General features: G+C 31.7%; 21 protein-coding genes. 8 read left to right on the top strand and 13 right to left on the bottom strand.

Going from position 1 to position 20,790, the window contains the following annotated elements; translation table 11 throughout:
- Both ACHZDT_RS23260 and ACHZDT_RS23255 read left to right on the top strand, forming a co-directional pair.
- Positions 1–1,402 (top strand): hypothetical protein (locus tag ACHZDT_RS23260; RefSeq protein WP_394777082.1); only part of this gene is annotated, 1,402 nt, incomplete at its 5' end.
- Positions 1,403–1,626: 224 nt separating this feature from the next.
- Complete coding sequence (locus ACHZDT_RS23255) at positions 1,627–2,451, top strand: hypothetical protein (RefSeq protein ID WP_394777081.1); 825 nt, start codon at positions 1,627–1,629, stop codon at positions 2,449–2,451.
- 103 nt (positions 2,452–2,554) lie between these two features.
- Here the strand turns inward: ACHZDT_RS23255 and ACHZDT_RS23250 are convergent, their stop codons facing one another.
- From ACHZDT_RS23250 to murQ, 7 genes are all read right to left on the bottom strand, one after another.
- Complete coding sequence (locus tag ACHZDT_RS23250; RefSeq protein WP_394777080.1) at positions 2,555–3,178, bottom strand: PolC-type DNA polymerase III; 624 nt, start codon at positions 3,176–3,178, stop codon at positions 2,555–2,557.
- A gap of 2 nt (positions 3,179–3,180) precedes the next feature.
- Positions 3,181–5,100, bottom strand: a complete 1,920-nt coding sequence (locus ACHZDT_RS23245) for a DUF294 nucleotidyltransferase-like domain-containing protein (RefSeq protein WP_394777079.1) — start codon at positions 5,098–5,100, stop codon at positions 3,181–3,183.
- A 90-nt stretch (positions 5,101–5,190) separates the two neighbouring features.
- The gene (locus tag ACHZDT_RS23240; RefSeq protein WP_394777078.1) at positions 5,191–5,562 is read right to left on the bottom strand and encodes a DNA topoisomerase IV; all 372 of its coding nucleotides are present in this window, start codon (positions 5,560–5,562) and stop codon (positions 5,191–5,193) included.
- A 142-nt stretch (positions 5,563–5,704) separates the two neighbouring features.
- Positions 5,705–6,280: a DUF1572 family protein gene (locus ACHZDT_RS23235; protein ID WP_394777077.1), complete on the bottom strand. Its 576-nt coding sequence runs from the start codon at positions 6,278–6,280 to the stop codon at positions 5,705–5,707.
- Positions 6,281–6,509: 229 nt separating this feature from the next.
- The gene (locus tag ACHZDT_RS23230) at positions 6,510–7,082 is read right to left on the bottom strand and encodes a pentapeptide repeat-containing protein (RefSeq protein ID WP_394777076.1); all 573 of its coding nucleotides are present in this window, start codon (positions 7,080–7,082) and stop codon (positions 6,510–6,512) included.
- 93 nt (positions 7,083–7,175) lie between these two features.
- Positions 7,176–7,397 carry a DUF6095 family protein gene (locus tag ACHZDT_RS23225; RefSeq protein WP_394777075.1) on the bottom strand — a complete coding sequence of 74 codons (222 nt, stop codon included), beginning with the start codon at positions 7,395–7,397 and terminating at the stop codon, positions 7,176–7,178.
- Between the two features lie 177 nt (positions 7,398–7,574).
- Positions 7,575–8,387, bottom strand: coding sequence for an N-acetylmuramic acid 6-phosphate etherase (gene murQ / locus ACHZDT_RS23220; protein ID WP_394777074.1), 813 nt, complete (start codon positions 8,385–8,387; stop codon positions 7,575–7,577).
- 190 nt (positions 8,388–8,577) lie between these two features.
- On the opposite strand from murQ, the gene ACHZDT_RS23215 reads away from it, so the two are divergent.
- The 3 genes from ACHZDT_RS23215 (at position 8,578) to ACHZDT_RS23205 (ending at position 12,262) form a co-directional block, all read left to right on the top strand.
- Complete coding sequence (locus tag ACHZDT_RS23215; RefSeq protein ID WP_394777073.1) at positions 8,578–8,994, top strand: hypothetical protein; 417 nt, start codon at positions 8,578–8,580, stop codon at positions 8,992–8,994.
- Between the two features lie 56 nt (positions 8,995–9,050).
- The gene (locus ACHZDT_RS23210; RefSeq protein ID WP_394777072.1) at positions 9,051–9,719 is read left to right on the top strand and encodes a helix-turn-helix domain-containing protein; all 669 of its coding nucleotides are present in this window, start codon (positions 9,051–9,053) and stop codon (positions 9,717–9,719) included.
- A gap of 155 nt (positions 9,720–9,874) precedes the next feature.
- Positions 9,875–12,262: a TonB-dependent receptor domain-containing protein gene (locus tag ACHZDT_RS23205; RefSeq protein ID WP_394777071.1), complete on the top strand. Its 2,388-nt coding sequence runs from the start codon at positions 9,875–9,877 to the stop codon at positions 12,260–12,262.
- Positions 12,263–12,627: 365 nt separating this feature from the next.
- Here the strand turns inward: ACHZDT_RS23205 and ACHZDT_RS23200 are convergent, their stop codons facing one another.
- Both ACHZDT_RS23200 and ACHZDT_RS23195 read right to left on the bottom strand, forming a co-directional pair.
- Positions 12,628–13,296, bottom strand: coding sequence for a ZIP family metal transporter (locus ACHZDT_RS23200; protein ID WP_394777070.1), 669 nt, complete (start codon positions 13,294–13,296; stop codon positions 12,628–12,630).
- Positions 13,297–13,375: 79 nt separating this feature from the next.
- Positions 13,376–14,140, bottom strand: coding sequence for a class I SAM-dependent methyltransferase (locus ACHZDT_RS23195; protein ID WP_394777069.1), 765 nt, complete (start codon positions 14,138–14,140; stop codon positions 13,376–13,378).
- Positions 14,141–14,273: 133 nt separating this feature from the next.
- Here ACHZDT_RS23195 and ACHZDT_RS23190 point away from each other — a divergent pair, with 133 nt between their 5' ends.
- The 3 genes from ACHZDT_RS23190 (at position 14,274) to ACHZDT_RS23180 (ending at position 16,752) form a co-directional block, all read left to right on the top strand.
- Positions 14,274–15,437: a class I SAM-dependent RNA methyltransferase gene (locus tag ACHZDT_RS23190; protein ID WP_213304196.1), complete on the top strand. Its 1,164-nt coding sequence runs from the start codon at positions 14,274–14,276 to the stop codon at positions 15,435–15,437.
- 159 nt (positions 15,438–15,596) lie between these two features.
- Positions 15,597–15,833: a hypothetical protein gene (locus tag ACHZDT_RS23185; protein ID WP_394777068.1), complete on the top strand. Its 237-nt coding sequence runs from the start codon at positions 15,597–15,599 to the stop codon at positions 15,831–15,833.
- 226 nt (positions 15,834–16,059) lie between these two features.
- Positions 16,060–16,752, top strand: a complete 693-nt coding sequence (locus ACHZDT_RS23180) for an aspartate/glutamate racemase family protein (protein ID WP_394777067.1) — start codon at positions 16,060–16,062, stop codon at positions 16,750–16,752.
- Between the two features lie 53 nt (positions 16,753–16,805).
- Here the strand turns inward: ACHZDT_RS23180 and ACHZDT_RS23175 are convergent, their stop codons facing one another.
- Genes ACHZDT_RS23175 through rlmD form a run of 4 tightly spaced genes read right to left on the bottom strand, consistent with a single transcriptional unit; the run spans position 16,806 to position 20,517 of the window.
- The gene (locus tag ACHZDT_RS23175) at positions 16,806–17,744 is read right to left on the bottom strand and encodes an XAC2610-related protein (RefSeq protein ID WP_394777066.1); all 939 of its coding nucleotides are present in this window, start codon (positions 17,742–17,744) and stop codon (positions 16,806–16,808) included.
- Positions 17,745–17,755: 11 nt separating this feature from the next.
- The gene (locus ACHZDT_RS23170) at positions 17,756–18,568 is read right to left on the bottom strand and encodes a DUF6048 family protein (RefSeq protein ID WP_394777065.1); all 813 of its coding nucleotides are present in this window, start codon (positions 18,566–18,568) and stop codon (positions 17,756–17,758) included.
- The gene (locus ACHZDT_RS23165) at positions 18,540–19,094 is read right to left on the bottom strand and encodes a DUF6452 family protein (RefSeq protein ID WP_394777064.1); all 555 of its coding nucleotides are present in this window, start codon (positions 19,092–19,094) and stop codon (positions 18,540–18,542) included. Before ACHZDT_RS23165 ends, ACHZDT_RS23170 begins: the two co-directional genes overlap by 29 nt.
- Positions 19,095–19,104: 10 nt before the next feature.
- Positions 19,105–20,517, bottom strand: coding sequence for a 23S rRNA (uracil(1939)-C(5))-methyltransferase RlmD (gene rlmD, locus ACHZDT_RS23160; RefSeq protein WP_394777063.1), 1,413 nt, complete (start codon positions 20,515–20,517; stop codon positions 19,105–19,107).
- Positions 20,518–20,790 lie beyond the last annotated feature (273 nt).

Below are 20,790 nucleotides of genomic sequence, written 5' to 3'. Positions count from 1 at the left end.
TAATCTTTTTTATAAAGATGCAGTTCGGGATTATAAACATTCATTACCTTCCGGGGAAGTATTTTTAGGTATTGAACTAAAAAATGCTAATGTATTGCAATTAGAAGATTTAATGCTTTACATTGATATTAAAAATACCCACCAAAAAGAAATGTTTCATTACTATTTAAAGCAAATGAAATGTTTTCAGGATGATATTCAGATTCAGGCAGTAGAAGGGTATAATGTACCAGTAAATCATCTGGATATTGAAAGTATAATCAATCGAAATTATACACATCTAAGCGAAGTAATGCAAGAGGTGAATGAGTTTTATTTTGATAATTTCTACACTTTAAAAGGTGAATTAAAATATAAATCCATTAAAGAATATGGTCCTGAATATAAATATTTTGAGGATGTAACCAATAATAATGGCAATAAAATTATTTGGATAAAAATGATTTTTCCTGAATCCCTAATTCCCCAAATAATTGATAATGTATCTTTTACAACAAATTGTTTTCCGGTTGTTAATAAAAAGAAACATATTATCAATAAAACTATAGGCACTTTTTTGTCATATGTAGCACTTGAAACAGATAACAACACTTATTTAGATGTAGAGAGTGTTACTGACGGATTTAATAACCGTTACGAAATAAAGGAGTTTAAAGATGGAGTTTTAGAAGAAGGAAATGCGGTTTTAAGAACAGGTGGAGTTTCAAGATTTGATTCCAGAACTGCTTCAGAATTACTTCAAAACGTATTAGATTTATTAAAAGATGAAAGTTCATCATTTGCGGGTTTAGGTAAAGATTTTATGAACAGTTCTTTAGTTGAAATCAATCAATTACTAGCCTCAGTTGAGCAACAGGCAAAAGAAAGTAGTTTTTCTAAAAATAATGCACCTTACTTAATGATAAAACCCCGAATTGATGAATCTACAGGAAAATCATTTGCAATAAACTTTTGGTCAACCTGTGCAGAAGAGGGAAATGATATTAAAGCCGGTACAGTTTTAAAATCTAAAGATGATATGTCTTTTGTAAGCAGTGAAACTGTATTAGTTACAAATACTGTTGGAGGATTAAACAAGCAAAATAACAAAGACCGAATTTTGGCTTATCGAAATGCTTTGTTAACACGTGGGCGAATTGTAACTTTTGCTGATATAAAAGCATTTAGTTTTCATCATTTTAGAAATTGTATTACCGATGTCAAAATTGAAAAAGGTACCAGAAAAGAAATCTCAGTAAAAGCAGGGTTTAGTAGAACAGTTGATATTCACTTAAAGGTAAACACAGTTGAAAAAGATTATTTATCAGTTACTGAATGGGACTATTTATGTGAAAGTTTTATGAAAAATTTAAAAAACAGATCTTCAAATGTATTTCCGTATCGATTGTTTATAGAAAGCTAGAAGTCGTTAAAGTAAACCTCTTATAGTTTTGATTATTCTTCCTCCTTATAAAATGAATCAATATATGTCTCTCATTCAGAGCAGTTTTAAATTTTAAAATTCAAACAATACACTTATTAATTATGGATACAAATATAATCTTATTCTGATATAATAAAAACTTTTACAGGAAGTTATGACTTTGGAAGTAATTTACTTTTGAGCTTTAATTAAAAAATAAACTCATGAAAAAATTAATTTATTTGCTTAGTGCTATCTTATTAGTACTTACTTCTTGTACAGATGATTATGCTGTTATAAACCAAAAAGGCGTTATAGTAGTTCCGGAAACTCCGCTAGTTCCTGATGTTCCAGTTGTTACGGATTCTACAGTTGTTGTCGAATCAAATTTACTAAAAAAAATAGTTCATACCTATAAAAATGGTTTTACTACAACAATTGATTTTGTTTATGACGGAAATAAAATTGTAAGCGAAACGGATCAGGATGGTTTTAAAATTAATTACACTTATACAGGGGATCTAATTACTAAAGTTGAAAAGCTTTATGCAAATGGTGAGGTTTATATATCTAAACAGTATATTTATGAAGATGGCAGATTAAAAGATATTTTGCGTCAAGAATTTGGAAGTTACTTTAAAGTAAATTATAAATATAATTCTAATAATACAATATGGTTTGCAGAAAGTAATAGCAATAGTGAAGGTATTGAATTGGAAGCAACAGGACGAACAGGAACTTATACCATATTAGATGGTAATTTAATTAAAAGTGAGAAATATTTAGGCAGCTCTCAAAGTGTAACAACTTTTGAATACGATTCTGAAAAAAATCCTAAATATAATGTAGTGGGATTTAATTTGTTGTTGGATGTTGCATACGAACAGTCAATTAATAATCCAGTCAATAAAAATGATGTTTCAGGATTATCAACAGCTTCATGGACTTATAAGTATGAGTATAATACAAATGGTTATCCTACATTAAATATTGGAAAATCTGCTATAGATGGCTCTCCTTTCATAGAAACCACACAATTTTTTTATTAATAATACATAACCCAAAAAAGTCTGATTTGAAACTCAGACTTTTTTTTAAAAAATAATTGTCTACTTAAAAACTCGACTTATTATATTTTGAAGTGAAACTATATTAAAACAATGAATTCAAATTAATGTGTTTCTTTTCTTTGAGCTTTTTTACAATTTTCAAAAATGCGATCGCAGTAATATAAGCATCTCCTAAAGCAGTATGTCGGTCTTTTTTAGAAATATCAAATTTATCAGCAAGATCATCTAAAGTATAATGGTCTTTTCGTTCAAATAAATGCGATTTGATTAAAGTTCTTTTATATAAAATAGCAGTATCTAAATGTTTATTAGTTAATTCAGGTAAACCATTTCGTTCTAAAGCTTTATTGATCATAGTAACATCAAAAATAGTATGATGTGCAATAATAACCGAATCACCTAAAAAAGCTAAAAACTGTTGTAAAGCTTCTAATTCTGTTGGACGCTGGATTACAAAAGCTTTTAAGATGCCGTGAATTTGAGCCGTTGCCTTATCATAATGCTCTTGTTCAAGATAAACTTCAAAACTATCCTGAATCGATATAACACCATTTTGTAAAACTAGCGCACCAATACATAAAATACGATCATTGTCATAATCAAAGCCTGTAGTTTCAGTATCTAAAACTACAAAACGAGTTTCTTCAATAGTAAGATTTTCATCAAAGAGATTTTTTTTCTTTTTCCAAAAATTAAATAAACTCATAGTTACACTAAATTTGAAATATTAAAACGTACCGAAATTAATTCCTGCAATTCCTTAATGGTTTTAAAAGTTCTTTTGAGTTTGATTTTTTCCATCTTCGATAAAGATTCCAATGCAATAAACTGACCTGAATCATTGTGCAAAAGTCCTTGTTTAGTTCTAAATTTCAATAAAGCTTTGAAGGAATACGAACACGATAAATACAACTCCCTGTTAGTAGGTTCTAATTCGGCTAATTTTTCAAAGCGTTCCGCAGTATTGCTTATCGATTTAACCGAATGTGACAAAATCAAAACTCTTGCAGCATCAGTTAATGGCATTAAAGCCCTTCTTTTAATATCAAAATTATCTTTGTTTGCTCCGTCTTGTTCCACTAAAAACTGTCTAAAAAAACCTGTTGGTGAGGGACTTTGTAAAGCACCGCTAACCAAATGAACATAAAAAACAGGATTTGCTTTTACATTTTCAAAAATAGATTCCGAAAGCTCGTCAACAATTGCAGCAGCGCCATAAGTCAGGTTATAATCAAAAAATATAAAAGAAAGCAATACCTCATTTTTCCCCGGGTTTGTAATCCAGTGGTGCACCTGTTTTTTCCAGTCGTCAAGACTCATGCACCATTTTGGATTTGAGGCCATCATTTCGGCAGGACAATAATCATAACCAATTTCAAAAAGACCTTTATTAACCAGAGTTGCAAATTTCAAGAAATAAACGCTGGTTTCATCTCTAAATACATCAGAAACATTTTCATAAACAATCGCATTATCCTGATCCGTATGCAGCATTTGTTCGCTTCGTCCCTGACTTCCAAGTGCAAGCCACGCAAATTTTACTGGTGGCGGACTACTCATTTTATCCAGTGAAATTTCAATAACTCTGGTGGTACAAGCTTCGTTCAACTCCGTTATGATTTTAGAAATCAACGTCATTGGAATATTCTGGTCTAAATAACCCTGAAGCAATTGCATAATTCTGGCGCGGATAGGTTTTATTTCCTTCGTTTTTTTAGCCCTTTTCAAAGCTTTTATCAATACAGCCGGATTATTCCCCAAAGCCACCATTACATCATGCTTTGATAAAATTCCAACTGCTTTTGTATTCGTTGTACCATCTTTTGTCAGGCATAAATAACTAATATTGCTTTTCATCATTGCCATTTGCGCCTCCGTAACCGTCATTTTTTTCGGATACGTAATAACAGGTTTGGTCATGATCGTTTCGGCAGTTGTAAGAATTGAATAATCTCCGGTAACAATCTTGTTCCGTAAATCTTTATCCGTAATAATTCCTATTGGCAGCATTTCATCTACAATTAATATAGCACCAACTTTTTGTTTAGTCATTATTTTGGCAATATCCCGGGCCGTTGTAGAAGGTTCACAAGTGACAATTTTCTTAGAATATTTTATGGGTTGTAAGTCAAAAGAATCCTTTGCAGAATGATGATTTTCATGCAATAAATCATCACCATATAATTTATCTTTATGAATGTCAGAATACGGATTTCTGGTATTTGAAGCGTAACTTTCGATCAAAAAATTACCAACATTTCTATTCTCAAGAGCATAAGGTTTAAAAACTGCGATAGGAATCGCATATAAAATCGTTTCTTCATATGCTACGGCCTCCATAATATAATTTTCCTGCGCTAAAAGCGGACGCAATCCAAAAATATCACCTTCATCACACATATCTAAAACCGTGTTTTTCTGACCTTTTTTAAGCGCAATAGCCCCTTTATGAACCACATAAAAAGAGTCATGCGTTTTATCATTTTCAGCAAAAATTACAGCATCTTTATCTTTATAAACTATCGAAATTTGTTCAGATAATTTTTCAAGATCATTTTGGTGCAAAAAGCTAAAAGGAGGAAAGCCCTTTAAAAAGTCAGCAACTCTATGCGAAATTGTATTTTTCATGCGAAAGATTTAGGTTTTTCCACAAAGGCACAAAAACACTAAGATATAAAATTTGTGTTTTGTGCCTTTGTGGCAGAATTAATAGTGTATTTACTCGATTTTATAAACCTTTCCGCGTTGTTTTTGATCAGAACCAACCATTCCAAACTCAAACGTATAAGAATCTTTTGAAGTCGTTAAAATCTTCATGCTGATTGCTTTTTCCTCAGCCATATTTTTTGGATGTTTCTTTTGTAAGATATATTCGCAATCACTTACCCAACGAACTGTCGAAGTGTCGGTTTTACCATCAAAAGTTTCGATTTCGATACCATCTTTACGCTCAAAAAGCGTTGTTTTTTTTACCCCGTTTACTTTAAACTCAAATTTGAATTTTCCAGTTTTAAAATCTTTACAATTATGTTCCGCATCATAACAGGATAACAAAGTAAGTAACGGAAGTAAGAATACTATTTTTTTCATTTTTAAATTTAAGTTATTATTTAGGAGCTATTTCCTGCTTTCCATTTCAATCTTTTTATTTTTTAAAGAAAAAAATAAAAAGGATTTCCATTACAATCAGGGCTAGAGATAAACTTCGACTTCGCTCAGTCTGACAAGATTATTATTTCAATCTTTCTATTTCATCATCCGTAAAGTTCTTGATTTCTTTTTCCCTGGCAAACTTTTCAGCATTATAATTTCCGGATTTATTCCTTGGAATCGATAAACTATTCCAGTCACTGTTTTTTAATTGTTTGGCATAAAAAACAATCTGTCCAATATGATATGGATAATGTGCCAATTGACGATTAATAGCTTCAATAACCGTATGACCTTCATTACGAATATAAATAATGTCCGAAAGTTGTTCCGGTTTTAGATTATTTAACGCATCAAGAAAACAATCCCAACCTTTATTCCAAACTTGTAAAACTTCCTCTTTCGATTGCAAATCATTCTCAAATTCGGCATCGCGATTGCGCCATTCTTTTTCACCATCAGTTGTTAAAAAATCCGTCCAGCGTGACAACATATTACCCGAAATATGTTTGATAATCGTTGCAATGCTATTCGTGTCTTCGTTTACAGATACAAAAAGTTGATTAGGTTCTAATTGCTCAATAGATTTTTCGCCTAACATTTTATAATATAGAAATTGCTTTTTAACACTTTCTAAATAAGATTCATCAGCTTTCATAATTAAACAGTTGTGGTTGTTAGTATGTCGCTCCGATGGAGCTTTTTTACAATCGAATTCTTTTATTTTCTATAAATATATCGCCCTGCCAGGGATTGTATTATCTGTTATTTGAGATTTAATATTAAATAAAATCATCAAATAAACTCCTTTAGGAGTGCCATATTTATAGAAAAATATTTATAGAAATTATTCCTAGTCGTTTTAGCCTCATAGAGGCGACATAGAATTAAACAATTTTAATATCGTATTTGTCCAAAAGCCCCACAATTCCGTCATTTGAAAATTGTGCTTTTCTCATAGGATTAAATTCCGGATCAATTTTGTAATTGTATGCCGTTTTAAAATTAACAGAAGCCAATTGTGTGTCATTAAAAATTGCACCTTCCAGATTACAATTATCAAAAACTGAACTCGTCAGGTTAGTTCCTATAAAAGTAACTTCTCTTACTGAACAGTTGATGAACTTGGTTTTAGGCATTTTTTTATTCGAAAAAACAGCATAATCTAAAACGCTTTCTTCAAAATAAACCTGGAATAAAAAATCATCACATTCGTTAAAAGCAATTCCCAAAAGCTTGCAGTTTTTAAAAGTCACGTTTTTTAAATTCGTACCAAATAAACTGGTCATTGACAAATTGCAGTCGATAAACTCGCAATCTAAAAAAGTATTGTAAGCGAAATTACTATTAGAGAAATCACAGTTTTTAAAAACACAATCTTCAAACTCCCGATTGTTTATTTTTTTGTCGATATAGTTGACTTTCTCAAAGGTTTTTTGAATGTGAATTAGACTTTCCATTTTTGTATTGGATATAAAGAAGATTTTTTAATTTAAATATTGGATTAAACCGGACAGGTTTTTAAAACCTGTCGGGTTTGCTTAAGAGACTATTTAGTCATTAAACAAACCTTTCATAATAGTTTTCAATCCGTAAAAAATTAAAAACATCGAACTCAAACAAGCCACAATCCCAATTCCTAAAACCAGATAATGCCAGTTTGTATGCTGATTCATAAAAGCGTTATAAATCAACGAAGGCCCAATAAATAACAAAGGCAACGAACCCGTTAAATATTTAATTCCTTTTCCTAATAATTCTTTATTTGTTGCCATTTGTATTTTTGTTTCAGGATTTGAAAAGTTTCAAGTTTCAAGTTTTTTTAGTTTCAAGTTTCAGGTTTCAAACTTTGCGAACTCTGCCTTCTTTTTTGTTTAAACTTTGCGAACTCTGCGAAAAATCTTAGCGCTCTTCGCGGTTGAATATTTAAGTACATTTCACAGAAAACCTTTTTACTTATTATAATTATCAACAGCATTTCTCACGCTGCCATATTTTTTCAATAATTCAGAAGCTTCTTCATATGAAACAGGAATTTCTCCCATAATCATTTTTACACCGCGATCAACCAGTTTGACATTACTCAACTGCATATCAACCATTTTATTACCTTTTACTTTCCCAAGCTGAATCATAGCCGCAGTCGAAATCATATTAAGAGCTAATTTTTGAGCCGTTCCTGCTTTCATTCTCGAACTTCCGGTGATAAATTCTGGTCCTACAACAATTTCAACAGCATATTGAGCCGTTAATGCCAATGGACTTCCTGCATTGTTGGTAATACAGCCCGTTAGAATATTATTTTGATTGCAAGTTTCCAGACCACCAATAACATAAGGAGTAGTTCCCGAAGCGGCAATACCTATAACTACATCATTTTTGCCAATATTATGATTTTGTAAATCAATCCAGGCTTGAGTTGCATTGTCTTCGGCATTTTCTACAGCGCGACGAATGGCAGTATCACCACCGGCAATAATTCCGTTTACTAAATCAAAAGGTACTCCAAAAGTTGGCGGACATTCTGATGCATCAACAACGCCCAAACGACCAGATGTTCCGGCTCCTATATAGAATATTCTTCCGCCAAGTTTTAATTTAGCGACAACCTGAGCGACTAAAGCCTCAATTTGTGGTATCGCTTTTTCGACTGCGTCCGGAACGGTTTTGTCTTCGTTATTGATATTGATAAGCAATTCATGAACCGACATTTTTTCTAAATGTTCGTATTTTGATGCTTGTTCTGTGGTTTTTGTAAACGTCATTTTTCGTATAATTGGTCTTGCCCAAAATTAATCTTTTTTATTGCAATCTCGAAATTTTCTATTTTAAGTTTTGAGTTTAAGAAGGTTTCAGGTTTCACGTTTTTTTAGTTTCACGTTTCATACGTAAAAGCTTTTGGAGTTCTTGTCACGTGAACTAAAATATTATATTTGTTAAAATATTAAAAGATAAATGGATAGATTAGATTTATTGAAAGGGATTGGCCGCATCTCAGTTTTTGTTTCTTTATTGATTGCGTTTTTTTTATTAACGGTTAAAACCGAAAATAAATTAGCAAATCGTTTATTTGCCTGGTTTTTTATTTTCTCTGCTATCGATCTTAGCGGATTTTTTATTGACGCGAGCACTCGTTTCGAGTTGAATTTAGAGATTTTTAGATCTACTGCCTGTTTGTTGGGAATGCCTTTGTTTTATCTTTTTGTACTGGCAGTCTGTTATTCTGATTTTAGATTAAAGTGGAAGCATTTAGTGCATTTGCTCCCTTTTATATTAGTCAATTTGGTTTTTATTCCAAGAATTTATCTTAGTACAAACATAGATAAGTTAGTTTTGCTGCAACGCTCAATCATATGCCGGAGATATACCTGATTCAGATTTTAATTGAATTTCAATATATATTTTACATTGTCAGCGTATTTTTGATTTTGAAAAAGTATAGAGAAATCTATTTAGAAAATTATACTAATTCGAGTACTGCGACTTATAAATGGCTTTTTCAGATAACATGCGTTTTTCTTATCGCACATTTTATTGTGGCATTAAAAAATATATTGCGTTATAGTGGTTTTAGAGAGATATTTCTTTGGACAAATGTACTTGTAGGAAGCATCGCTTTGTTTATAACGTGCTGGTTTATAATGAAAGCGCTTAATCATCCCGAACTTTTTAGGGGAGTAAATTCTAAATTGAAACTGACAAAAGATATTTTGCCGGAAGTTGAAGAAAAATCGCAAGAAACTAATGTTCAGAATGAATTGATTTCCAGTCAAATTTCGACATTAAAACAATATATGTCTCAGAAAGAACCTTATCTCGATCCATCGCTTACGATTCAGGAACTCGCAAATCAAATTGATGTTCCGGTTCGTGATTTATCAGTTTTGATTAATCATCATATGGATCAGCATTTTTTTGACTTTGTAAATGAATATCGCATTCAAAAAGCCATGAATATTTTAAAAGATCAGTCCAAAAGTCAGCTTACAGTTTTGGAAATTTTATACGAAGTTGGCTTTAATTCAAAATCTTCGTTTAATACTTCTTTTAAAAAATACACTAATCAAACACCTACCGCTTATCGAAACGCTTCATAATGAGCGATTTGTAAAAAGTCATACTTCATAGCAAAAAAAGTCGAACCAATTTCCTGAGTAGAAATTGGTTCGACTTTTTTTTGTCGGTCGAATTCTGAAAATTTCTAAGGCAACTTTGCTTCAAATTAATCGAAACAAGTTTAAAATTAGAAATCATGAAAAAAACAAACCTCCTTATCTTTTTACTATTGCCTTTATTTTGTTTAGCACAAACAACATTCAAATTAAAAGGAAAAATATCAAATGAAACAATTGCTTTAGAATGGGCCGATGTTTCGATATTCAATTTAGAAGGAAAAATTATAGACGGAACAACAAGTAAGCAAGACGGTACTTTTGAAATTAATATTAAAAAAGGTTCTTATAAAATGGGAATTAGTCTTTTAGGATTTACAGATTATGAAAAAGAAACAACGATTGAAAAAGATACTGATTTAGGTACAATTATTTTAAAAGAAAATGCAACCAATTTGGGAGAAGTTGTCATTAAAACCAAAAAACCTATCATTGAACAAAAAACAGATCGTTTAGTTTATAATCTTGAAAATAATATTACAAATGTTGGAGGCGATGCTTTGAGTGCGATTAATACTGCACCGGGAGTTGTGGTGCAGAATAATGTTATCAATATATTAGGAAAAGGCGTATCTCGTGTGATGATTGACGGAAGAATGATTGAATTAACGGGCGAGGAACTAAATAATTTCTTAAAATCAATATCGGCTAGTGATATTAAAAATATCGAAATTATCAGTAATCCGCCGGCGAAATATGAGGCTGAAGGAACTGGAGGATTAATCAATCTTATTATGAAAAAAGGAACCCGGGATTCCTGGAAAAATACAACGACTGCTTCTTATGATCAGAATAAATACGGAATTTATACTTTAAGAGATAATTTCTTTTACAATAAAAAGAAAGTTAGATTTTCTGCAAGCGTTAACGGAAAAACAGGTTATAAAAATGCTACTGACAATTTAGACATGTATTTTCCTGACGGACTTTCAAACATGAAAAGTACAACAAGGGTAAAAGAGGAAAACCTTTCGGGGAAATTGGCTTTAGATTATGATATTTCTGAACGAACAACGGTTGGTTTTCAGTTTTTAAAGGATAGAAATAATCCGGATTTTAAATCGGATATCAGGATTGATAAGTATAATACTCAAAATCAGCCAGATTATTTTACACTCAATAATAGTTCTACCGACAAGGGATCAAATAATCAAACTTATAATGCGCACTTTATAACCAAACTAGATTCTTTAAAACGAAAATTGTCATTTGATGTGGATTATTTTAATTACGATTCGAAATTCGACAGAAATTTTATCGCTAATAATTATTCGCCGGATGGGTCTTTCGTAGATGTGAATCAGTCGGGAAGAAATATTTCTAATCAGGGAATTAATAACCTGAGTTTTAAGGCAGATATGGAACATCCGCTTCAAGCGTTAAATTTATCTTATGGTGCAAAAATGAGTTTTACAAACAGCCAAAGTGATGTACAGTATTACAATACAATTACCGGAACTCCGGAATTAGATCCTGCACAATCAAACCGATTTAAATACACTGAAAATAATCAGGCAGTTTATATTAATGGAGATAAAAAAATAAATGATAAATGGAATTTTCAAATGGGTTTACGACTTGAAAACACCAAAACGAATGGATTTTCGGAAACGTTGAATCAGGAAACAGAAAACAATTATTTGAAATTATTTCCAACGGTTTACGCTTCTTACAAGAAAAATGAGAACAATAGTTTTAGTTTGAATTATGGAAAAAGAATCAACAGACCTCGTTTTGACTTATTGAATCCGTTTAGAATTTATATTAGCAGCAATAGTTATTCAGAAGGAAATCCGTTTTTAAAACCTTCTTTCAGCGATAATTTTGAATTCGCCCATTCTTATAAAGAAATCTTGAGAACGAGTGTTTTCATGAATGTTGTTACAAATGGTTACGGTGTCATATTTACTTCTAATCCTGAAACGAATACGCAAATTGTATCACGTGAGAATTATTTTAATGGTTTGAATTATGGAGTTGGAGAAAGCTATTCGGCAACTTTTGCAGATTGGTGGCAAAGTGAAAATTCATTGTATTTTTTAGGATCAAAAACTAAGTTTGTAAAAGATATTAATGCGACGCCATCAAATAGTTTACAAATCGATTTTTCTACAAACAATACTTTTTCGTTAGGAAAAACAACCAAACTGCAAATCGATTTTGCTTATAGTACACCTTTTGAAAGTGGTTTGTATAAAGTAGGATATACGTCTGGTTTTGATATTGGTTTTAAACAGGATTTGATGAATAAAACGATGCAGATTGCACTTCTGGCAAATGATATTTTTAATACTTCTTATCTAAAAGATTTTACTTCTGTTGTAAATGGTGTAAAACAAGTTTATAGCCAAACGGAGAGTAACAGGTTTGTGCGCTTATCTGTGGTTTACAATTTCGGAAATAAAAAGATCAATGTAAAGGAACGCGCTTTTGGAAATCAGGAAGAAAAAAAGAGAACGGGGAATTAATTATAATTATAAATTATAAATTATGAATTATGAATTATGAATTATGAATTATGAATTATGAATTATGAATGTTGTCATTATCCAACTTAAAATTATAAAGTTCTTTGTGTGCGTGAGGGATAGGAGTAAACTACCGAAGTAGTGCGGATAGCCCGACCGGATTTGCGAAAGGTGCACATAAGCGGTTTGTTAAGTAGCACCTTTTGTGAATATGGTCACGCCCAGATATTTCTTTTCCTAAAATACATCTTTAGTCGGATTTCGTATCCTAACAGTTTTTTTTCAACCTGTTAGGTATAGTTTGAAGATGATAAAAGTTAATTCCTAACAGGTTTTGGAAACCTGTTAGGAAATCTAAATGGTTTTTATATAAAGAATGCCAATAAAATTCCTAATACGATCATTGAAACTTTGGCGATATTGAATTTGTGTCCTTCGCTGCTTTCAAAAATAATGGTTGATGAAATGTGGAATAAAATACCAATTACGATTGCAGTTATTTCAGTATAATAGTCGTTTAAAACAGGCAGGAATTCTGATGCAATTGTACCAAGCGGCGTCATGATTGCAAAAGTAAGCATGAAGGCAAAAATGGCTTTTTTATTGAGGTTTGCATTGATGAAAAAGGTGGTCAAAATTACGGCAATTGGCAAGTGATGAATAGCTATACCAAGGGCTAAATCATGATGATGACTTACCGGAAAACCTTCTAAAAATGCGTGAATACACAAACTGATAAACAGTAACCACGGAATCTGACTCATTTGCGCATGTCCGTGAACATGACCGTGTTCAGCTCCTTTTGAGAAAAATTCAAGCACGATCTGAAACAAAATCCCGACCATTATAAAAACGCCAATATTATGATTGTGGGTTTCGTAAACTTCCGGCAATAAATGCATTACGGTTAACGATAATAAAAATGAACCGCTAAAAGCAAGCAATAATTTTAGATTGGTTTTGTTTTGTGGTTTTAGAAACAAAGCCACTATATATCCTAAAAGTACAGAAAATAAGGGTAATAGATAATTCATCTTTTTGTTTAATCGGTTTATTGTTTAATTGTTGATTTGTTTAATCGATTAAACGGTTAAACAATTAACAATTAACCAGTTATTTAAAAATCATGATTAATCGTTCGCTTTCGGTTTTATGAAACTTTTTAAGTTTATAATCTCCAAAAATATCCAACAGAAAAATTCCGGCTTCGGCCATTAAATCTTCAAAATCTTTTAGGGTTAAAGCTTTTACTTTTTCGGTAAAATGATATTGGCGTCCCTGATCTTCAAAGTCAATTTCTTTAAAAATATGTCCGTCCTGAAGGTATCTTTTGATTTTAAAATCGATATTATCAACGGTTTTTACTTCCTCAGGAACTAAGGTTTCGATAACATTTGCGACGTTCATAAAGTCTATTACGGCAAAACCATATTCAGATAAACTTTCTTTGATGGCTTTTAGCGTTGTCAGATTGTCTTCTTCGTTTTCAAAATATCCAAAACTTGTAAATAAATTAAAAATGGCATCGAACTTTTCTTCAAAAGGTTCACGCATATCATGCACTTTAAATTGCAGGGTTTCGTTGCTGTTTTTGCTGGCTTCGGCAATGCTGTTTTCAGATAAATCAGCGCCTAAAACATTGAATCCTAATTGATTTAAATAAATAGAATGGCGTCCTTTTCCGCATGCTAAATCAAGAACTTTTGCTTTTTCGGGCAGGTTGAGATAATGCGTAAGATTATCCATAAAAATCTGCGCTTCGCGATAATTTCGGTCTTTATAAAGTATGTGATAATATGGAGTGTCAAACCACGATGTAAACCAATTTTCGGTATTACGGTCCTGATTTGGTGTTGATGAGTTTGGTGCTTCAGACATTTATTCTATTTCAATTAATTCAAAGTACCGCAAATTTAGTGTATTTTTGCCGAAAAATAACTATTTCGCTACGATACTAAAGAATCATTTTTGGTGTGTTGTGATTGGAGTTTTTTTTAATACAAAAATAAAGATGGAAGAAAATTTTAGAATGATTGCCAAATGTTTTTTTGGTTTTGAAGAAATATTAGAGAAGGAATTGCGTGATCTTGGTGCTCAGGATGTCGAAAAAGGAGTGAGAATGGTGAGCTTTAAAGGCGATAAGGGTTTTATGTATAAAGCTAATTTATCGTTGCGAACTGCACTTAAGGTTTTAAAACCTATTTACTCATTTAGAGCTAATAATGAGCAGGCATTATATAAAGGTATATCTGGTGTAAACTGGTCAAAATTATTAAATGCAAACCAGACTTTTGTGATTGATGCAACCGTGCATTCGACTTATTTTAATCACTCTGAGTTTGTTTCTCAAAAATGTAAAGATGCGATTGTGGATCAGTTTAGAGAAAGAACGGGACAACGCCCAAGTATTGATAAAGCTTTTCCTGATTTAAGAATTAATATACATATTGACAAAGATCAGGTTTCGGTTGCGTTAGATACTTCCGGAAATTCATTGCATCAGCGTGGTTATAGAACGGCAACTAATATTGCGCCAATCAACGAGGTGTTGGCCGCAGGAATTTTATTATTATCAGGTTGGGAAGGACAAAGTCATTTTCTTGATCCAATGTGCGGTTCAGGGACTTTCCTTGCCGAAGCAGCGATGATTGCCTGTAATATTCCGGCGAATATTAACCGTAAAGAGTTTGCCTTTGAAAAATGGAAAGACTGGGATAATGATTTGTTTGAGGAAATTGTAAACAGTTTAATGAAAAAAACTAAGGAATTTCATTATACAATAAAAGGTTTTGATAAAGCCCCAAGTGCTGTAAACAAAGCCAAAGATAATATCAAAAATGCGAATTTAGAAGATTATATCACGATTCAGGAAGAGAACTTTTTTGATACTGAAAAAGATGTTGAAGGAAAATTGCATATGGTTTTTAATCCGCCTTATGATGAGCGTCTGGATATTCATATGGAAGAATTCTACAAAAATATTGGTGATACTTTAAAGAAAAGTTATCCGGGAACAAATGCCTGGTTTATTACAGCAAATCTTGAAGCATTGAAGTTTGTGGGATTAAAACCTTCACGTAAAATCAAACTGTTTAACGCAAGTCTTGAAGCTCGTTTGGTTAAATATGAAATGTACGAAGGAAGCAAGAGAACGAAATTTCAGGTCTCTGAATAAGGTTCTAAGTTACTAAGATGCTGAGTTGCTAAGTTTTTTAACTTTGCGTCATTCTATAATAATAATAATAATAATAATAATAATATAAGGTTAGGTAATAAAGTGTTAAGATTAAGACTTAGCAACTTAGATACTCAGAACCTTAGCAACTCTAAAGAAATGTCAAAATTACAATTAAGAGGTTTTTTATATCAATTAGGATGTTTTGCAATTTTATTTATTGCGGGAAGATATTTAGTTGCGATGTACACGGGATTAACGGGACTTTGGATTCCTATGACGGCGTTTATTATTGCTACTTTGATTTCGCCTAAATTTCAGGCGGTAAAAACTAAAGATGGTGAAAAGCTTTTCATGAAATGGATTTTTATAAAAGGAATTAGAGAAATAGGATAATTTTAATTAGCCACAGATTAAGGGATTATAAAGATTTTTATTTCACGCAGATTCTGCAGATTTTAGCAGATTAAAATTTGGATAATCATCTGCGTACATTTGCTTAAATCTTTTAAATCTGCGTGAAAAAATATTTACAGTAAACTTTGGGAATCCCGATAGCTATCGGGATTGTGTTCTTGGCGTTAAAAAATAATTAAGGAGTATCTAAAAAAAAAAGTTATTTATGAAAATAATTGGACTTATAGGCGGAATTAGCTGGGTTTCGACCGGTGATTATTACAAACTTATTAATCAGGGAATAAATGAAAAACTGGGCGGTCTTAACTTTTCAGAATGTTTGATTTACTCTTTTAATTATGCCGATATAAAAAGAAATAACGAAAATAACGATTGGGATTCGACTTTTGAAATGCTTTTAAAAGGTTGCCAGTTTTTAAAACAAGGTGGAGCAGAAGCAATTGTTTTGTGTGCAAATACAATGCATTTTATTGCTGACCGACTTGAAACGGCAATTGATTTACCAATTATTCATATTGCAACTGCAACGGCAATTGAAATCGAGAAAAAAGGTTTAAAAAAAGTTGGTTTGCTGGGAACGAAGTTTACAATGGAACTGGACTTTTTTAAAGACAAACTTATCTCAAAAGGAATCGAAGCTATTATCCCAACAAGTGAAGAAGATAAAGATTTCATTCATACTACAATTTTTGAGGAACTTGGAAAAGGACTTGTAACCGATGAAACGAAAAAACGTTATCTGGCAATTGCAAATCAATTAATAAAAGAAGGCGCAGAGGGAATTATTTTAGGTTGTACCGAAATTCCTTTAGTTATAAAACCTGAGGATCTTTCGGTTCCTGTTTTTGATACTGCCTTAATTCATTCAAATGCAGCTATAGAATTTCAGTTGTCTTAGAATTAGAATATAACTTAAAAGCCATGAACTGATTATTTCAACTCATGGCTTTTTTATTTTTGGTACTCTTTAATTTTAACTGATTTATTGTTTTTAATTTGATATTCAGTGTAAGTTGTTTTATCGCTGTCTTCAAAACTTTCGGTTTTTCTTATCAGATAAAAATTATTGTTGGACCATTTGTAATGGTAATCAGATTCGTTTCCTCGTCCGTCAGCTTTATACTTTACAAACTCTTTGTTTTTTTGATCAAGGAATAAATATTCCAGTTCCTCCAGTTTTGTATTTCTAATAAACTGCTTCTTCGTATTGTCATAAACAAAATAAAGAAAACTGCCATCATATTTTATTCTGTCAGGAAAGTAAATTGGAATTTTCACATCTAATAATCCGTCAAAATTAATGTCTTCCAGTTGAACTTCTCCATCTTTTTCGTTAATCACTTTATCGAAACCGGAAAGTGTTTGAACTTTTTCTTTTTTCGAATTGTAAATATCCAGTTTGCTAATCAGATAATTGTCGGCTAATTCGCCATTCATATTTTCGGCTTTGCCTTTGTACTGATTTAATTTATAACTGAAATTTTTCGGATTAAATAAAGACAAGTTTTCAATACAGGTTAGTGATACATTAAATTGCTTGTCTTTTTTTTCGTTTTGCCAAATACCGGTTAATTCTTTTTCATTACTAAATTGTAAAGTAAACGAACCTGTTATTTTATGAATGTTTCCGTTTTTGGTTGGAGTATAAGTAGTTTCTGTTAACTTTATTTCCTCATTTTTCAAAATACCTTCAGTAAAAATAGACATGTCTTTGCCATTTTTTACATAGTAATAGCTTCCTGAAACAGAATCTTTTCCCTGAATAAATTCAACGGTCATTTCTATAGGATATTTGTCTATTTTTCCTGTGAAATGTAAATAAGTTTTTACAATTGTTTTTTGCGCAAAAGCGATCTGACTAAAGATAAAAAGAATGAGTATTTTTTTCATTTCAGTAAAGATTACTTTTTAGGCTTTTCCTTTATAATTTCAGGAATAATGATTTTTTTCTTGTAAAGCGGAATAAAATAAGAAACGGTATAGTTGAAACCAACTCCAAAACTTCCGTCATAGGTTTTGTTAAACCCTGGAATGTATAGATTATCAAATCCCGATGGTTTTGAATTGGCTACTAAAAGTTTTAACTGAACACCAAATCCCACAAACACATTATTAAAAACTTTAGCCTTTAAACCCATTGCAACTTCAATCCATCCTGCAGTAAGGCCATTGTATTTTTGACCGGATGCAATTGCGGGCTGTTCTCCCCAATATGGGTTTGCATTATAAATTTTATAACTGTTCAATTGCTGGCTAAATGTACTAAAACCACCACGTAAACCTATTGTAATAAGGTTTTCCATGTCAAGCCAGTTTTCGTAGGTATTGTAGTCAAATCCTCCTTTTACATAGGTTCCTGTTGCTGTTGAGTTTAATCTGTCATCATCTGTGGTTTTATCTTCAAAACCAAGTTCAGCTGCCAGATAGTATTTTTTCGTTAAACGAAAATCACTTACAACTTCAATTCCTTTATAATCTTTATCATAAAAACCTCGTGTTAACTTATACAAATCAACTCCTACACGAAGACCATAGCGATCTGTTTTGATGCTGTCTTTTTTTGTTTCCTGAATTGCAGGTTTTGCAGTTTCGGTTTTTGGTTTTTCTTTACCAGCTTCTTTTGTTACTGTTTTAGTTGACGTTTCCTGGGCGTGGCCTAAAAACATTGAAAACAATAAGCAAAAACTAAAATAATACTTTAATATGTGTTTCATTTTCAGATTCAACGTTAGATTGTAGTACAATAACTCTTTGCATCCATAGTCCATCATTACCTGGATCTGTTTGCTCAAATGGGGTTGATAATGGTTCAAGCTCAGATGGATTTAATGTGAAAAGGGTTTTAAAACCACAAGCTCTTGATACATATACATTATTATGAGTATAATTAAATTTTATCACATCTGTATTTATAGCAGCAGGATTGGCATTTCCGGAATCCAGAATAAAAGTATAAGTAGTTGAATTATCATCTGTTTTTAACGGGATAGAAATGGTATTTGCGCTGGTTTGATATTTAGTGATTTCAGTTCCGGTTTTATTAAAAATAATTCCTTCTGTTTGTCCTTCGCCAATTACTTTTAGATTTGTTACATTTTTAGGCGTTGTTGGCGCAGTAATATCAAAAAACGAAATCACTAATCTGGGAGTAGTGGGTGTATTTGCATCACAAATATCATCTTTTTCACAGCTGGATAATCCAAAAGTAAAAACTAATAAAAGAGCGATTATTTTTTTCATTTATATTTTGTTAGCGAAGTTCTAAAAGTACAACATTTTCGACATGATGTGTTTGCGGAAACATATCAACCGGCCTAACGCGGGTTACTTTATATTTTTCGTCCATTAAAGCTAAATCACGTGCTTGTGTTGCTGAATTACAACTTACATAAACTACTTTTTTAGGAGCAATTTTCAAGATTTGATCAATAACATCCTTATGCATTCCGTCTCTTGGCGGATCTGTAATAATAACATCCGGTTTACCGTGTTGTGCAATGAAACTTTCGTTGAATACGACTTTCATGTCACCTACAAAAAACTCACAATTAGTTATATTATTGCGTTCTGCATTTGCTTTAGCATCGATAATAGCTTCAGGAACACTTTCTACACCAATTACTTTTTTTGCTTTTTTAGAGACAAATTGCGCAATAGTTCCTGTTCCTGTATATAAATCATAAACGGTTTCATCGCCTGAAAGTCCTGCGAAATCACGTGTTATTTTGTATAATTCATATGCTTGGTCAGAGTTTGTCTGGTAAAAAGATTTAGCGTTGATGCTAAATTTTAAACCTTCCATTTCTTCCAGGATATAATCTCTACCTTTATATAGTTTGATATTTTGATCGTAAATTGTATCGTTTTGTTTTGAATTTACGACATATTGTAATGAAGTAATTTGCGGGAATTTCTTGTAAAGATGATCTAAAAGTAATTCGCGATTTTTTTTGTCATTTTCATAAAACTGAATCAAAACCATGATTTCTCCTGTCGAAGCGGTACGAATCATAAAAGTTCTCAATAATCCGGATTGCTCTCTTGGATTAAAGAATGCTAAATTATGTTCGTTAGCAAAATCTCTAATTTCGTTTCTGATCGCGTTTGATGGATCTTCCTGCAAGTAACATTTTTGAATGTCAAGAATTTTATCCCACATTTTAGGGATATGAAATCCTAATGCATTTCTGTTTCCTAAATCTTCTGTGCTTTCAATTTCTTTTTCGGTTAACCAACGGCTGTTAGAAAACGAAAATTCCATTTTATTTCTGTAGAAAAACTGTTTTTCTGAACCCAAAATAGTTTCGAATTCAGGAAGTTCTACTTTCCCAATGCGCTGTAAATGATTTTTTACTTCGTTTTGTTTGTAATACAGTTGTTGGCTGTATTTCATATTTTGCCATTTACAACCTCCGCAAACTCCAAAATGATCGCAAACAGGTTCAATGCGATGTTCTGATAATTCGTGAAATTTTACGGCTTTACCTTCATAATAGGCCTTTCTTTTCTTGAAAGTTTGTACGTCAACTACATCACCCGGAACCACGTTCGGGATAAAGATTACTTTTCCGTCAGGAGCTTTTGCTACTGATACTCCTTTTGCTCCGGCATCCAGAACCTGAATTTGATGAAAGACAACTTTGTCTGTATTTTTTCTTCCCATAGCGCAAAAATAAGGGTTTGTAAACTTTTTCAAATTTAATTTTCAAAATATTTTATCAAATAGTTCAATTTATTATTTTAATTGACTTTTAAAGCTAACTTTGTTTTTAGCAATTCGCCCAAATCTGCTATTTTTAATCTATAAGATTGTTATTTTTTTATGAAGTTATATCATAATCTTTCACAAATTAGCTTTTTGAAAAAAAGTTATGCCTTCAAATTTTTATTTGTAGCTTTTATAGGAATACATATTCCTCTGATCGGAATTTTGTTT

This window comes from Flavobacterium sp. (assembly GCF_043722275.1).
Lineage (GTDB): Bacteria > Bacteroidota > Bacteroidia > Flavobacteriales > Flavobacteriaceae > Flavobacterium.
This window is presented reverse-complemented; position numbering and strand designations above follow the sequence as displayed.

Bases quoted from the DNA above. Each gene is read 5' to 3' on its own strand.
- ACHZDT_RS23245 (WP_394777079.1), bottom strand. From the start codon at position 5,100: ATGAAAAATACAATTTCGCATAGAGTTGCTGACTTTTTAAAGGGCTTT.
- ACHZDT_RS23240 (WP_394777078.1), bottom strand. From the start codon at position 5,562: ATGAAAAAAATAGTATTCTTACTTCCGTTACTTACTTTGTTATCCTGT.
- ACHZDT_RS23165 (WP_394777064.1), bottom strand. From the start codon at position 19,094: ATGAAAAAAATAATCGCTCTTTTATTAGTTTTTACTTTTGGATTATCC.
- ACHZDT_RS23215 (WP_394777073.1), top strand. From the start codon at position 8,578: ATGGATAGATTAGATTTATTGAAAGGGATTGGCCGCATCTCAGTTTTT.
- ACHZDT_RS23255 (WP_394777081.1), top strand. From the start codon at position 1,627: ATGAAAAAATTAATTTATTTGCTTAGTGCTATCTTATTAGTACTTACT.
- murQ (WP_394777074.1), bottom strand. From the start codon at position 8,387: ATGACGTTTACAAAAACCACAGAACAAGCATCAAAATACGAACATTTA.
- ACHZDT_RS23205 (WP_394777071.1), top strand. From the start codon at position 9,875: ATGAAAAAAACAAACCTCCTTATCTTTTTACTATTGCCTTTATTTTGT.
- ACHZDT_RS23175 (WP_394777066.1), bottom strand. From the start codon at position 17,744: ATGAAAAAAATACTCATTCTTTTTATCTTTAGTCAGATCGCTTTTGCG.
- ACHZDT_RS23195 (WP_394777069.1), bottom strand. From the start codon at position 14,140: ATGTCTGAAGCACCAAACTCATCAACACCAAATCAGGACCGTAATACC.
- ACHZDT_RS23200 (WP_394777070.1), bottom strand. From the start codon at position 13,296: ATGAATTATCTATTACCCTTATTTTCTGTACTTTTAGGATATATAGTG.
- ACHZDT_RS23250 (WP_394777080.1), bottom strand. From the start codon at position 3,178: ATGAGTTTATTTAATTTTTGGAAAAAGAAAAAAAATCTCTTTGATGAA.
- ACHZDT_RS23180 (WP_394777067.1), top strand. From the start codon at position 16,060: ATGAAAATAATTGGACTTATAGGCGGAATTAGCTGGGTTTCGACCGGT.
- ACHZDT_RS23235 (WP_394777077.1), bottom strand. From the start codon at position 6,280: ATGAAAGCTGATGAATCTTATTTAGAAAGTGTTAAAAAGCAATTTCTA.
- ACHZDT_RS23225 (WP_394777075.1), bottom strand. From the start codon at position 7,397: ATGGCAACAAATAAAGAATTATTAGGAAAAGGAATTAAATATTTAACG.
- ACHZDT_RS23185 (WP_394777068.1), top strand. From the start codon at position 15,597: ATGTCAAAATTACAATTAAGAGGTTTTTTATATCAATTAGGATGTTTT.
- ACHZDT_RS23230 (WP_394777076.1), bottom strand. From the start codon at position 7,082: ATGGAAAGTCTAATTCACATTCAAAAAACCTTTGAGAAAGTCAACTAT.
- ACHZDT_RS23170 (WP_394777065.1), bottom strand. From the start codon at position 18,568: ATGAAACACATATTAAAGTATTATTTTAGTTTTTGCTTATTGTTTTCA.
- rlmD (WP_394777063.1), bottom strand. From the start codon at position 20,517: ATGGGAAGAAAAAATACAGACAAAGTTGTCTTTCATCAAATTCAGGTT.
- ACHZDT_RS23190 (WP_213304196.1), top strand. From the start codon at position 14,274: ATGGAAGAAAATTTTAGAATGATTGCCAAATGTTTTTTTGGTTTTGAA.